This is a genomic window from Gordonia sp. B8661-1 (genome assembly GCF_059427765.1).
On the sequence record NZ_JCAHRL010000002.1, the window covers coordinates 21,709 to 37,612 of the forward strand.

General features: G+C 70.8%; 1 protein-coding gene (cut by both window edges). It reads left to right on the top strand.

Every position in this 15,904-nt window falls within one protein-coding gene, locus tag AC4JJG_RS04115, for a non-ribosomal peptide synthase/polyketide synthase (protein WP_495405743.1), read on the top strand. The gene is 54,102 nt long; 6,871 of those nucleotides lie to the left of the window and 31,327 to its right, leaving coding positions 6,872–22,775 in view (codon 2,291, partial, through codon 7,592, partial); the first codon wholly inside the window starts at position 3. Both the start codon and the stop codon lie outside the window.

Below are 15,904 nucleotides of genomic sequence, written 5' to 3' on the forward strand. Positions count from 1 at the left end.
CGCAGACCGCGGTACTGGTCGATGCCGCCACCGGGCCGGTCGTGGATCTGCCCACTCAGACCCTGCCCGATGCGCTCACTGAATTCGCGCAGCGGAATCCGGCGGCACCCGCACTGGTCACCGACGACCGGATCGTCGATCACGCGGAGTTCGCCGGGTGGGTCTCGATCCTCGCGCGCCGACTCATCGAGCTGGGTGCGGGACCCGATGTGGCTGTGGCCGTGTGCATTCCGCGTTCGGTGGAGATGGTCGTCGCGATCCACGCGGTGCTCGCGTCCGGGGCCCAGTACGTCCCGATCGATCCGGACGCACCCGCGGATCGCGCGGCCTACATGGTCGAGATCGCCGGAGCGGCCGCGGTTCTCGTGGGTCCCGGCACGCTGCCGGGCGCCCTCGCGGAGATCGGCGACGTGCCCCGGCTCGTCGTCGACACGTCCGGGTCGCTGCCCGCAGTGGTTCTCGCGCCCGTGACCGACGACGATCGCCGTGCTCCGCTTCGGCCGGATCACGCCGCGTACACGATCTTCACCTCCGGCTCCACCGGTCGCCCCAAGGGCGTGACCGTCAGCCAGCGCTCGGTGCTCAACCGTCTGCGCTGGGGCCTGGAGACATTTGCGCTCACCACCGCCGACACGGTGATCCTGAAGACGCCGTACACCTTTGACGTGTCGGTGCCGGAACTCTTCGCACCGCTGATGGCGGGGGCGCGGCTGTTCGTCGCCCGCCATGACGGCCACACCGATCCGGACTATCTGGCCGACGCACTCGCGCGCCACGCCGTCACCTCGGTGCACTTCGTGCCGTCGATGCTCGCGGTCTTCCTCGACGTGGTCGACGATCGCAGGCTGGCGGCACTCGACGGTGTGCGCTTCGTCTTCTGCTCCGGTGAGGCACTGTCGCCCGCGGTGGCCGGCGCCACCCGGAAGGCGTTCCCGCACGCCGGATTGCACGATCTGTTCGGCCCCACGGAGGCCGCCGTCGAGGTCGCTCATCAGGCGCTCGACCAGGTGGGCGACATCGTGCCGATCGGCAGGCCAGTCTGGAACACCCGCACCCTGGTCCTGGATTCGCGACTGTCGGTGACCCCGGTCGGTGTTCCCGGGGAGCTGTACCTCGGCGGCGTACAGGTGGCCCGCGGCTACGCGGCGCGCGCCGACCTGACCGCCGACCGGTTCGTCGCGGACCCCTACAGCACCGACGGCGCACGGTTGTACCGGACCGGCGACCTGGTGCGCTGGAACAGTCAGGGTGAACTGGAATACCTGGGGCGCACCGACTTCCAGGTGAAACTGCGCGGCCAGCGGATCGAACTCGGCGAGATCGAGTCGGTGTTGTCCGCGGTGCCCGGTGTCGTCCACGCCGCCGCGACGGTCGCCACCACCGATGCCGGTGCCGAACATCTCGTCGCGTATCTGGCACCGGCGACCGTGGATGTGGCCGCCGCCCGGCGCGCCGTCGCCGAAGCACTTCCGCAGTACATGCGGCCCACGGTGTGGACGATCCTCGACGCGCTGCCGCTCGGCAGTGCGGGCAAACTGGATCGGCGTGCCCTGCCCGCACCGGATTTCGGTCACGACCTGCCGGACGCGGCACGCGCGGATCAGGCACCGGCTTCGGATCGCGAGCGGCAGATCGCCGGCATCGTCGCCGGTGTCCTGGGTGTCGACCGGGTCGGCGTCACCGACTCGTTCTTCGCGCTGGGCGGCGACTCCATCATGTCGATCCAGCTGTCGGCGCTGCTGCGTGCCGCGGGCTTCGCCATCGGGCCGCGGGACATCTTCGAGCACAAGACCGTTCGTGGACTGGCCGGTATCGCGGCGCGCGAGGTGACCGGGCTGGCGGAGTTGCCCGGCGGCGCTACGGGCGATGTCACGATCACACCGACTGTGCACTGGATGCTGGAACATGCCGACGACGAACCGGTGATCGCGCTGCGTGAGATCGCCGACTACTCGCAGGCTCTGGTGCTCGCGCTGCCGTCCGAGGTCGACGAGAACTCGCTGACCGCGGTGTTCGGGGCGATCCTCGACCACCATCCGATGCTGGCGTCGAGCCTGACTCATGCCGACGGCGAATGGGTCATGCGCGCAGGCGAATCCGTGGATGTCGCGCATGCGCTCACCGAATGGCTGCCGAGCGATCCGCTGCGGCCCACGGGGGACCGTGATGCGGTGCTGCGTGCCGCACACGCACATGCCCTGTCCCGCCTCAACCCGGCAGCGGGCCGCATGGTGCATGCGGTGGCCGTCCGCGAGGACGGGGGAGCGGCCGGTCATCTGGTGCTCGCCGTCCATCACCTGGCCGTCGACGCGGTGTCCTGGCGGACCATCGTCACGGATCTGGCGGTCGGCTGGGCTCAGCGGAGCGCGGGGCAGCCCATCGAATTGTCGGCGACCGGGACGTCCATGCGTCGCTGGGCCGCCGTCCTCGACGAACTGCCCGCGAGCCGGTCCGACGAGATCCCGCTCTGGCTTCGGCATCTGCCCGCACGGCCGTCGCGGCTCGGCGGGCCGATGGACCGCGACCGTGATCGGCAGTCGACCGTCGTATCGCAGACCTTCCGGCTGCCCACCGATCTCACGTCCGCCGTGCTCGGGCGGGTCGCCACGGCCTTCCGCACCGGAGCCGACGACATCATGCTCGCCGCGTTGGCGCTCTCGGTCGCGCGTCGCCACGCGGAGCACGAGGACACGGTCACGCCGGTGACGATCCTGCTCGAGGGACACGGCCGCGACGAAACGCTGGCGCCCGGCGCGGATCTGTCGCGCACCGTCGGCTGGTTCACCGCGGTGTCGCCGTTCACGGTGTCGATCGATCCGGCCGCGCCGATCGGTGCGATCGTGAAGGCCACCAAGGAGGCCATCGCCGAACGCCCCGACGACGGAATCGCCTTCGGCGCACTGCGTTACCTGTCGGGCGCCACCGAGTTGGCGGCACGTCCCCTCCCGCCGATCACCTTCAACTTCCTGGGTGGCGCAACGGGATCGGGGGACAGCGGCGCCGAGGTGACGGCCTTCGCGCCGGTCATCGATGCTCCGCGTCTGCCGGGCACCGTCTCCGGGTCGATGATCGCCACCGCCGAGCTGGCGGTGAACATCAACACCGTGCCCGGACCCGACGGGCCGGTGCTCGACGTCGAATTCAGTGCGCCCGGCGCGGTTCTCACCGAAAGCCTGGTCGACGGACTGGCAGCGGACTTCGTGGCTATGCTCGCAGAGATCGCCGACCACGTGGAGGCCGTGGGGGATCCGGGGCTCAGCCCGTCGGATGTCGCGGCCGCCGGCATCGACCAGGCCGAGATCGACGATCTCGCCGACCGCTATCCCGGTGCCGACATCTGGCCGTTGTCACCACTGCAGCGGGGCCTGTTCTATCAGGCCGAGCTCGCCGACTCCGGTGACGTGGACGTCTATGTGACGCAGGGCGTCATCGATCTGCACGGTGCGGTCGACGCCGGACGTCTCTGCGACGCGGCCCACCAACTCGTCGCCCATCAGCGCGTGCTGCGGTCGGGCTACCTGCGCACCGCGTCGGGGGCGCCCATCGCGATCGTGCCACCGAACGTCGAGGTCCGGTGGCGGGAGATCGATCTCGCCGATGTCGATGCCGCCGAGGCGGACGCGCGCGCCGCCGAGATGGCCCGCCGCGATCGGCTGACCCCCTTCGACCTGGCGGCACCGCCGCTGCTGCGGTTCCTGCTGATCCGGATGCCGGGCACCGACGGCGAGGGCACCCCGGCGAGCAGGCTCGTCATCACCAATCACCATCTGCTGCTGGATGGTTGGTCGAATCCGCTGGTGCTCGGTGCGTTGTTCGCCGCCTACGCCGGAGCGGATCTCTCCGCAATCGGTGATCCGGCGGACGGAGATTATCGGGACTTCCTGGCCTGGTTGGAGCGACGCGAGTCGGCCGGTTCGGATGCCGTGGGCCTCGAAGCCTGGCGGGAACTGCTCGCCGAACTCGACGGGCCCACGCTGGTGCGGCCCGATCTGCCCGCCCGCACCACCGAGTCACCCCGCGATCACGAGGTGACCCTCGACGGTGCGACGGCGGCCGCTCTCGCCGCTCTCGCCCGCGATGCCGACACCACCGTCGCAACCGTTCTCCAATTCGCTTGGGGCACATTGCTGTCCCGACTGACCGGACAGCGTCGGGTGGTCTTCGGCGAGACGGTCGCCGGCCGTCCGCCCGAACTGCCCGGCGTCGAGTCGATGGTCGGCCTGTTCATCAACACCCTGCCGGTGGTCGTCGACGCGGATCCGGCGGCGACGGGACGCGACGGACTGCGCGCGCTGCAGACGGCGAAGGCCACGGTGCTCGACCATCAGCACCTGTCGCTCGCGGACATCGCGGCCGCGGCCGGACGCCAGATGTTGTTCGACACGCTGACGGTCTACGAGTCCTATCCGGTCGACGCGGAGGCGATCAGCGCGGGTTCCGCGGCGGTCGGCCTCGACATCGATCGGGTGGCCATCACCGACGCCACGCACTACCCGCTGAATCTCGCGGCTGCCCCGGCGGGCGATCAGCTGCTCCTGACGTTCAAGTACCGGCCGGATGCGTACGACGAGAACGAGATCGACCGCATCGCGGGCTTCTATCGTGCCCTGCTGCGGGGCCTCGTCGAGGCCCCGGACCGCGCTGTCGGCGACATCTCGCTGATCGGTGACGCCGAACGTGGCGCTCTGGTGTCGCCGGCCGCGGAGAGCCGGGCGATGGAACGAACCATCGTCGAACTGCTCGACGCGCGACGGCCCGCCGACGACCATCCGGCTCTGATCGCCGGGGACACGTCGATCGGCTACGGCGAATTCACCGCGCATATCAACCGGTACGCGCGTCTGCTCATCGGTCTCGGCGTCGGCCCCGGTGATGTGGTGGCCGTGGCCGCACCGCGCTCGGTGGAGTCCGTGCTGTTCGTCTTCTCGGTGCTCACCACAGGTGCCGCGTACCTACCGGTCGATCCCACCCTGCCGGACGACCGCATCGCCGGGATGCTCGCCGATGCCGGTGTGCGCGTGGGAATCACGACCTCCGCCGATGCCGGACGGTCCTGGGTCACGGATCCGGGTCTGCGCTGGCTGGTGGCCGACGATCCGGACACCCAGCAGCAGCTCGCCGCGACCTCCGCCGATGCCGTCACCGACGCGGAACGCATCCGTCCGTCGCGCCTCGATGATCTGGCCTACGTCATCTACACCTCCGGCTCGACCGGACGGCCCAAGGCGGTCGCGGTCAGCCAGCGGGGCATCGCCGAACTACTCGCCGCGCAACAGAACGTCTCCGGAATCGCCGGCGACACCCGCGTCCTGCACGTGGCATCGCCGGGCTTCGACGCGGCGTTCTTCGAGATGCTGTGGGCGATCGGTTCCGGTGTCACGCTGGTCATCTCGCCCGCCGACGTCTACGCGGGACCGGGACTCGTCGAGGTGCTGACCTCCGGTGCCGTCACCGACGCCGTCATCACGCCACAGGTGCTGGCGACCATGTCGCCGGATTCCGTGACCGCCCTGCGTCATCTGACCACCGCAGGCGAGGCCTGCCCGCCCGACGTCGTCGCGGCCTGGGCTCCGGGACGGGAGATGTATAACCTGTACGGACCGTCGGAGGCGACCGTCTGGGCCACGGTCGACCGCCTCGTCCCCGGCGAGCCGGTCACCATCGGACGCCCCATCGGCGGGTTCGGTGTCCTGGTCCTCGACGACCGGCTGCATCCGGTACCGGTGGGGGCCGTCGGCGAACTGTATCTCGCCGGCCCCGCCCTGGCGCGCGGATACCTCGGACGCCCCGACCTGACGGCCGGATCGTTCGTGGCGAACCCCTACGGCGACAACGGTTCCCGCCTGTATCGCACCGGCGACCTGGTGCGCTGGACCGACGATCATCGTCTCGAATTCGCCGGCCGCGCCGACCATCAGGTCAAGATCAACGGTCAGCGTGTGGAATTGGGCGAGATCGACGCGGTGCTGGCCGCACATCCGGATGTCGCGACCGCGGTGACCCTCGGTGTCTCCGGACCCGACGGCGGCACCCGGCTCGTCGGCTATGTGGTGCCCGGGGCCGGCGCGGCTCCGGAGCCGGCGACGATCCTGGACGACATCCGGGAACGCCTGGCGCGGTTCATGGTTCCGTCCGCACTCATGGTCGTGCCGGAGCTGCCTCTAACGCGCAGCGGCAAACTCGACCGCGCCGCGCTGCCCGCACCGCAGTGGACAGCGGACGGCGAACACGAACCGCCCGCGACGCCGGACGAAGAGGCCGTCGCCGGGATCGTCGCCGACCTGACCGGCCGGGAGCGCGTCGGTGCTCTCGACTCCTTCTTCGACCTGGGCGGAAATTCGTTGTCCGCCACGCGGCTCGCCGCCCGGTTGTCCGCGCACTTCGACACCGAGATCGGGATCCGTGACATCTTCGACGGCCCGTCGGTGCGGGATCTGGCCGCCCGCATCGGGGAGCGGCCGCGCCGGGCACACCGGGTCGTCGCTCCCGGTTCGATCGAGCGCCCCGACCGGTTGCCGCTGTCCTTCGCGCAGCAGCGGATCTGGTTCCTGAACCGGTTCGAACCCGAGTCGCCTGCCTACAACATCCCGCTGGTGCTGAGTCTGCGCGGCGACCTGGACACCGTGGCGCTCCACCGGGCGGTGCTCGACGTACTCGGTCGTCACGAGGTGCTGCGCACCCTGGTGACCGACACCGGCGGCGTGGCCGAGCAGCGAATCCAGCCCGTGGACGATCTCCGGGAACTGTTGCCCTGGCAGGAGATCGCCGGCGGATCCGCGGACATCACCGCCGCCGTCACGACGGCCGTCACCACCGGATTCGACCTCGCCACCGACCTGCCGATCCGCGCGGTCCTCGGTTCCCACACCCCGACCGACCATGTGCTGGCGCTCGTCGTGCATCACATCGCGGCCGACGGCGAATCGATGGCGCCGCTCGCCGCGGACGTCCTCACCGCCTACCGGGCGCGCACCGCGGGGAGCGCCCCGGAGTGGGCGCCGATGGCCGTGCAGTACGCGGATTTCGCGGTGTGGCAACGGGAAACGCTCGGCGAACCGGACGACACCTCGGGACCGTTGCACGAGCAGACCCGTTACTGGGCCGGGCAATTGGCGGATCTGCCGGATGTTCTGGACCTGCCCGCGGATCGTCCCCGTCCGGTCGTCGCGAGCCAACGGGGCGCCTCGGTCGATCTCGAGGTGCCCGCGGAGGTGGCCGCCGCGGTGCGCGCGGTCGCCACCGAACACGGCGCGACGCCGTTCATGGTGGTGCACGCGGCACTCGCGGTCCTACTCGCCCGCTTGTCCGGCACCACCGACATCGCGATCGCCACGCCTGTCGCGGGGCGCGGGGACGCCGCCTTCGACCCGCTCGTCGGCATGTTCGTGAACACGTTGGTGCTGCGTACCGAGGTGACCTCCTCGACGACCTTCGCCGACCTGGTGGACCTGGCGCGCCGCACCGATCTCGATGCCTTCGCGCATGCGGACGTGCCGTTCGAACACCTCGTGGAGGCGCTGAATCCGACGCGGTCGGAGGCGTTCGCGCCGCTGGCCCAGGTGTTGCTCACCGTCGACCAGAATCCGCCCGCCCGCATCGAATTGCCCGGTCTCACCGTGGAACCCGTCGATCCGGGCGAGCCGGCCGCGAAGGTCGATCTGACCATCGACCTCGGGATGGGCGCCGGGAGCGAAGCGAGCGGGCCCGGTGTGCTGGGCGCCGGGAGCGAAGCGAGCGGGCCCGGCGACGGTACAGCGGAGGCCGACGGGTGGCGCGGTTCGGTCGTCTATGCCACCGATCTCTTCGACGCGGCAACCGTCGAGCGATTCGTGGAGCGCTTTGTCGCCCTGCTGAGCGATCTGACGGCACGGCCGTCGGTTGCGGTGGGGGACAGCGACTTCGTGGGCGCCACCGAAGCCGCGGAGATCGCGCGCTGGTCCGTCGGCCCGGAACGTGACCTGGCGTCCGAGACGCTGGCCGACGCGGTCGTCGCCGCGGGCACCGCCCACACCTCCGCCGTGGCACTCGAGTTCGGCGACCGCGCGGTCGATCATGCCGAATTCGCCGCTCGCGTCGCCGATCTCGCACGTACGCTGATCGCCGCCGGGGTCGGACCCGATGACGCCGTCGGTGTGTGCATGGAACGCTCGGTGGAGCTGGTCGTCGCGATCCATGCTGTGGTCGCTGCTGGTGGACAGTACGTGCCCGTCGACACAGAAGCCCCGGCGGACCGTATCGGCTACATGCTGGAGACCGCGGCCGCGAACCTGGTCCTGACCGGCGCGGGCGATGTACCCGGCGCACTCACGGAGGCAGCCGGGGCGTCGGTGACCCTGCACCCGGTCGACGCCTCCGGTCCGACACCCGAGTACACCGGACCGGTCACCGATGCCGAACGTCGTGCGCCACTGCACCCGGATCACGCCGCGTACACGATCTTCACCTCCGGCTCGACCGGCCGTCCGAAGGGTGTCACCGTCAGTCATCGGTCGGTGCTCAACCGCGTGCGATGGGGCTTGAGCACGTTCCCGTTCACGTCGACGGATGCGGTGCTGCTGAAGACGCCGTATACCTTCGACGTCTCGGTGCCGGAACTCTTCGCACCGCTGCTGGCCGGTGCGCGGATGGTCATCGCCCGTCCGGGCGGTCACACCGATCCGGCATACCTGGCCTCGACGATCACGAGCTCGCGGATCACCTCGATCCACTTCGTGCCGTCGATGCTGTCGGTGTTCCTCGACGTCCTCGAGCCGGATCCGGAGACCGGGGTCTTCGACGAATTCGATTCGCTCCGTTATGTGTTCGCCTCGGGAGAGGCGCTCCCACCGGGCGTCGCCGCGGCCACGCGGGCGGCCATTCCGTGGGCCGGTCTGCACGATCTGTTCGGCCCGACCGAGGCCGCGGTCGAGGTCGCGCACCAGGATCTCACCGAGGTGGGCGACGTGGTGCCGATCGGCCGCCCGGTCTGGAACACCGGCACCTGGGTCCTCGACGACCGGTTGCGTCCGGTACCGATCGGCGTGCCGGGTGAGCTGTACCTCGGTGGTGTGCAGGTGGCCCGTGGTTACGCGGCCCGCCCCGAACTCACCGCGGAACGGTTCGTCGCCGACCCGAACGGCGAGCCCGGCGCACGCCTCTACCGCACCGGTGATCTGGTGCGGTGGTTGCGCCGCGACGACGCCGAGCCCGTGCTGGAATACCTGGGCCGCACCGACTTCCAGGTGAAGCTGCGCGGTCAGCGCATCGAGCTGGGGGAGATCGAGGCGGTGCTGACCGGAGTGCCGGGGGTGGTGCACGCCGCTGCCACCGTGGCCCGGACGTCCACCGGCGCCGAACATCTGGTCGCCTACCTCGCCGGCCCCGCCGACGAGGCGGACGCGCGGGCGGCGGTCGCCGCCGAACTTCCGGAGTACATGCGGCCGACGGTGTGGATGTCGCTGGACACGGTGCCCCTCAACAGCGCGGGCAAGCTCGATCGCCGAGCGCTGCCGGAACCGCGGATCGACACGGCGGGCGAGGATTACGAGCCACCGGCCGACGAGGACGAACGCATCATCGCCGAGTTGCTCGCGGGTGTGCTCGGGCTCGAGCGGGTGTCGGCCACGGCGTCGTTCTTCGCGCTCGGCGGCGACTCGATCATGTCGATCCGGGTCGCGTCGGTGCTGCGGTCGGCGGGCTACGCGATCGGTCCGCGCGACATCTTCGAACGGCGGACCGTGCGCGGACTCGCCGCGGCGGCCCGCACATCGGTCGTCGAGGCGCTCGACGAATACGACGGCGGTCCGGTCGGTGAGGTGCGCCTGACACCGGTCGCGCACTGGATGCTCGAGCATGCCGGGCACCGTGCCGACACCGCCGACGGTGCGGCCGCGCGTCTCGCGGACATCGCCGACTTCTCGCAGAGCAGCGTCCTCACGTTGCCCACGGGGATCACCGAGGCGGAGATCGCGACCGTCGTCGCCGCGGTGGGCGCGCATCACCCGATGCTGCGCGCGACCTTCTCCGACAACGGCCGGGGTGGATACCGTTGGTCGGCCGGTTCCGGGGTCTCGGCGCCGCCCACCGACCTCGTGGACGTATCGGTGGAGCCGGGGACCGGCGAATTCGACGATCTGATCCGCGAGGCACACGCCGTGCTGCTCGGCCGTCTCGATCCGGTCGCGGGGGCGCTGGTCGCCGTCCGCGCACTGCGCGCGCCGTCCGGTGCCGGACGCGTCGTCGTCGCCATCCATCACCTCGCGGTGGACGCGGTGTCCTGGTCGACGATCATCACCGATCTGGTCACCGCCTGGTCGCAGCTCTCCGCCGGAGAACGAATCGCCCTGCAGCCCAACGGGACATCGCCGCGTCGCTGGGCGGGGGTGCTCGCGGACACGGCCGGTGAACGCACCGGTGAGCTGCCGCTGTGGGAGCGGCACCTGCCGGACGGCACGCCCGTGGTGGGGCGGCCCCTCGACCCGGCACGCGATCGGCAGTCGACCGTCCGCACGCACTCCCGGACCGCCGGTGCCGAACTGTCCGGTGCCATCGTCTCGACGGTCGCCGAGGCGTACCGGACCGGCACCGACACCATCCTGCTCGCGGCACTGGTGTGCGCCCTCGACGAGCGGTCGGCCGACCGCGCCGGTCGCGTCCCGATTCTCATCGAGGGCCACGGCCGCGAAGAACAGATCGCTCCGGGCGCGGACCTGACCCGCTCGGTCGGCTGGTTCACCAGCATCGCCCCGGTCGCGGTGCCGCGGCCCGATGCCGGCACCGATCCACGGGCCGCGATGTCGGCGACGGTCAAGGCGATCAAGGATGCGCGTGCCGAGATGCCCGATCACGGCATCGGTTTCGGACCGCTGCGCTACGCACTCGACGACTCCCCGCTGAGTGGTCGGCCGCTGCCCGGCATCGTGTTCAACTTCTTCGGCAACACCGCGGGCGCCGGTGAGGACGGCATCGAGGACGGAGGCTTCCTGCCGGACGCCTCGGCACCGGTGCTGCCGCCGTCGGTGAGTGGCGCCATGGTGGCCTTCGGTTCGCTGAACGTGACGGTCAGCGTCGTCAACGGGCCCGATGGCAAGGCGCTTCGTGTCGACTTCGGTTATCCCGCAGCGGTTCTCGATCACGCTGAGGTCGAGGCCATTGCGGCGCGATGGGAATCGGCGCTGGCATCGGTGGCCGAGTACGTCGAGACGGTCGGCGATCCCGGATTCTCCGAGTCGGACGTACCGTCCATCGGCCTGGGGCAGGCCGAGATCGACGACCTGGCAGAGCGTTTCCCCGGTGCCGACCTGTGGCCGCTGTCACCACTGCAACAGGGACTGCTTTTCGAGTCCGAGGTGGCGACCCGTCCCGGTGACCTCGACGTCTACCTGGTGCAGGTTTCCATCGAGATCGCCGACGGCATCGACGAGGGGCGCATGCGGCGCGCGGCCGCGGCACTCTTCGAACGGCACCCCGTTCTGCGCTCCGCCTATGTCCGCAGCACCGCGGGCACCCCGGTCGCCGTCATCCCGCCGCACGTCGAACCACGGTGGGCGACCGTCGATCTCGGTGATCTCGACGACGCGGCGGCGCAGCAGCGCCTGGCGGAGATCGCGACCACCGAGCGCACCACCCGGTTCGACCTCACCGAACCGGGATCGATCCGGTTCGTCGCGGTACGTCTGAGCGGGGGACGGCACCGGCTGATCATCACGAATCATCACATCCTGCTGGACGGATGGTCGGGGCCGCTGGTGATCGGCGATCTGTTCGCCGCCTACGTGAAGGACGGAGCGCTGCCCCGTCCGGCGGAGCCGCGGGCCGAGTACCCCGAGTTCCTGGCGTGGCTCGCCGACCGCGATGCCGCTGCCGCGCAGGCGGAATGGGATCGCGTGCTGGAGCCGCTCGAGGAGCCGACGCTGCTGGCGCCCTCGCGTGCCATCGCCGTCGCGGAGACACCCGAACGGCACGTCGTCGACCTGGCGCCGGATCTCGCCGACGGGCTGCACCGGTTCTCGCGGGAACACGGCGTCACCCCGGCCACCGCCATCCAGGTGGCGTGGGCATTGACGCTCGCCCGTCTCACGGGACGCCGCACGGTGGCATTCGGCGAAACGGTGTCCGGACGCCCCGCCGAACTCGACGGTGTGGAATCGGCCATCGGACTCTTCATCAATACCCTGCCGGTGATCGTCGAATGCGACCCGGACCGCACCCTGCTCGACGCCGCGGAGTCCCTGCAGGACACCAAGACCCGCCTGCTCGATCATCAGCAGCAGAGCCTCGCGGGACTGGTGGCGCGCAGTGGATTGCCGACGCTGTTCGACACGCTGACCGTGTACGAGTCCTATCCGGTCGACTCGGAGGCCCTCGCCGCGGGCAGTCGCGCCGCCGGGCTCGACATCACCTCCGTCGAGTTCTCCGATGCCACGCATTATCCGCTGAACCTCATCGTCGGGCCGGGCGCCGCATCGGACGGGCACGGTCCGGGCATGACGTTCGCGTACACCTACCTGCCGAGCGTGTTCGACGATCGCGACATCACCGGGATCGCCGAACACGTGCGGCTCGCCCTCACCGCGTTGCTCACCGCACCGGAGACACCGCTCGGCGACGTCGAGATCGTCGGCGCACAGCAGCGCGCGCTCGTCGCCGACTGGTCGCAGGGCGCCGAACACGACCTCGGTACACCCCCGCGCCTCATCACCGACGCGGTCGCCGAACGCGTGGCGGCGACCCCGGACGCGGTCGCCCTGGAATTCGGTGACCGCACCGTCACCTACCGCGAATTCGCCTCCCGCACCGGCACACTCGCGCGGGACCTGATCGCTCTCGGTGTCGGCCCCGAGGTCGCGGTCGCCGTCTGCATGCCGCGATCGGTCGAGCTGCTGGTCGCCATCCACGCGGTGACGGCCGCGGGCGGCCACTATGTGCCGATCGATCCCGACGCCCCGGACGAACGCGCCCGGTACATGCTCGCCACCTCCGGCGCCGCCGTGGTGCTGGTGTCCGGGGATGTGCCCGCGAGCGTCGAACTGTCCGATGTGACCGTCGTCCGGGTCGATGCCACCGGGCCGTACGGCGGTGTGGTCCAACCGGTGTCGGACGACGAGCGGATCGCGCCGCTGCTCCCGGATCATCCGGCCTACACCCTGTTCACGTCGGGCTCCACCGGCCGCCCCAAGGGCGTGACCGTCAGCCACCGGGCCATCGTCAACCGGCTGGCCTGGATGCAGGATGCGTATCCGCTGACGGGCGACGATGTGGTCCTGCACAAGACACCGGTCACCTTCGACGTGTCGGTGTGGGAGTTGTTCTGGCCGTTGATGACCGGTGCACGCCTGGTCATCGCGAGGCCGGACGGGCATCGTGACCCCGATTACCTCGCGACCGTCCTGCGTGACTCGGGCGTCGGCACCGTGCACTTCGTCCCGTCGATGCTGTCGGCCTTCCTCGACGTCGTCGATCCCGCGACGCTCGCCGAACTGACCTCGCTGAGGCAGGTGTTCACCTCCGGTGAGGCCCTGCCGCCCGCGCTCGCGGCCCAACTCCTGGACACCGTGCCGGGTACCGCGCTGCACAACCTGTACGGACCCACCGAGGCGGCCGTCGACGTCACCGCCCACCAGGTGCATCCGGGCGACACCACCGTGCCGATCGGCCGTCCGGTCTGGAACACGACGGCGTATGTGCTCGACGACCGGTTGCGGCCGGTGGCGCCGGGTGCGGCCGGTGAGCTGTACCTGGGCGGGGTGCAACTGGCCCGCGGGTACGCCGCGCGGGTGGATCTGACGGCGGACCGGTTCGTCGCGGACCCGTTCGGGTCGGGGGAGCGGCTGTACCGCACGGGTGACCTCGTCCGGCACACCGCCGACGGCGAACTGATCTATCTGGGCCGCACCGACTTCCAGGTGAAACTGCGCGGCCAGCGCATCGAACTCGGCGAGATCGAGGCGGTGCTCGCCTCGGCGCCCGGTGTGGTGCACGCGGCCGCGGCCGTGGTGGCGGCACCCGGCGGCGGCGACCAACTGGTCGGGTACGTGGCCGGCGACGGAGTGGACGTCGACGCGGTTCGCGCCGCGGCCGCGGCGGCACTGCCGGAGCACATGCGCCCGTCGGTATGGACCATGGTGTCGCAGATGCCGCTCAACACCGCGGGCAAGATCGACCGGAAGGCGTTGCCCGCGCCGGACTTCGGGTCCCGCGAGCACGTCGCCCCGTCGACCCCGGCGGAGCGGCTCGTCGCGGAGGCCTTCGGTGCGGTTCTCGAACTCGATGACGTGTCGGCGACCGACAGTTTCTTCGACATCGGCGGCAACTCCCTCTCCGCCACGCGGGTGGCCGCCCGCGTCGGCAACGCGCTCGGCGTGCGGGTCGGCGTGCGCGACCTGTTCGACGCGCCGACCGTGGCCGCGCTCGCCGCCCGGTTCGGCGACCCGGCAGGCCGCCACGAGGGTGTGGAACCCCTGGTGGCACAGGAGCTTCCGGAGCGGGTGCCGCTGTCGAGCGCACAGCAGCGGATGTGGTTCCTCAACCGGTTCGACCCCACCTCGCCGGCCTACAACATCCCGTTCGCGCTGCGCCTGCGCGGCGAGCTGGACTCCGCTGCCCTGCGCGACGCACTCGCCGACGTCATCGGGCGCCACGAGACGCTGCGCACGGTCTTCCCGCTCGACGAGCAGGGTGACCCGTGGCAGCGGGTGCTGAGTCCGGCCGATGCGGTGGCCCGTGACGACTGGTGGCGACTGCCCGCCGACGCCTCGGGAGCGGCCGCCCTGGCCGCCGAGCCCTTCGACGTGACGGTCGACCTGCCGATCCGCGCCGCCCTCGTCGCCGTGGAGGACGACGTCCACCTGCTGGTCGTGATCCTGCATCACATCGCCGCCGACGGCGAGTCCTCCGCGCCGCTGCTCCGGGACCTCGTCGGCGCCTACGCGGCGCGGAGCCGGGGCACCGAACCCGAGTGGACGCCGCTGGAGGTGCAGTACCGCGACTTCACCGTGTGGCAGCAGCGCGTGCTCGGTGCCGTGGACGACCCGGAATCCGCTGCGGGAGAACAGGTCGCGTACTGGGATCGGCAACTGGCCGACCTGCCCGACGTGCTGACCCTGCCGACGGACCGGCCGCGGCCGCAGGTCGCGTCCCTGCGCGGTGCCGCCGAGGATTTCCATGTCCCCGCCGAACTCGCAGCCGCCGTCGACGACCTGGCGCGGCGCACACACACGACGCCGTTCATGGTTCTCCACGCCACACTCGCCGCACTACTGGCCCGATTCGGGGCCACCACCGATGTGGCGGTCGGTACGCCGGTCGCGGGCCGCGGCGAGGCCGCCCTCGACGACGTCATCGGCATGTTCGTGAACACGCTCGTGCTCCGCAGCGATGTCCGCGGCGATATGACGTTCGCGGAACTCCTCGCGGCAACGCGCGGAACCGATCTGGACGCGTTCGCGCACTCCGATGTGCCCTTCGAGTATCTGGTGGACCGTCTCGCGCCCGTGCGCTCGGAGGCCTTCGCCCCGCTGACCCAGGTCCTGTTCACCCTGGAACAGCACACCGAGCGCGGCATCGACCTACCCGGCCTGCACATCGAACCCGCCGACCCGGTCGATCCGGCCGCGCGTTTCGATCTGACCGTGGGGCTCACCGCCTCCCGCGACGAGCAGGGACGACTGACCGGCCTCGACGGTTCGGTGGTCTACGCGGTCGACATCTTCGACGCCGCGACGGCCCGCCGCATCGCCGACCGGTATCTGCGCCTGCTGACCGCCGTCGTCTCCGACCCCGAGCGTCTCCTCGGCGACGTGGACCTGCTCGACGCCGACGAACACGGCGCCATCGAGAAGTGGTCGACCGGACCCGTCGTGGCCGACCCGGCGCCCCTACTGCCCGATGCGCTGGCCGCGGCCGCGCGTGCCCATGCGGATGCGAC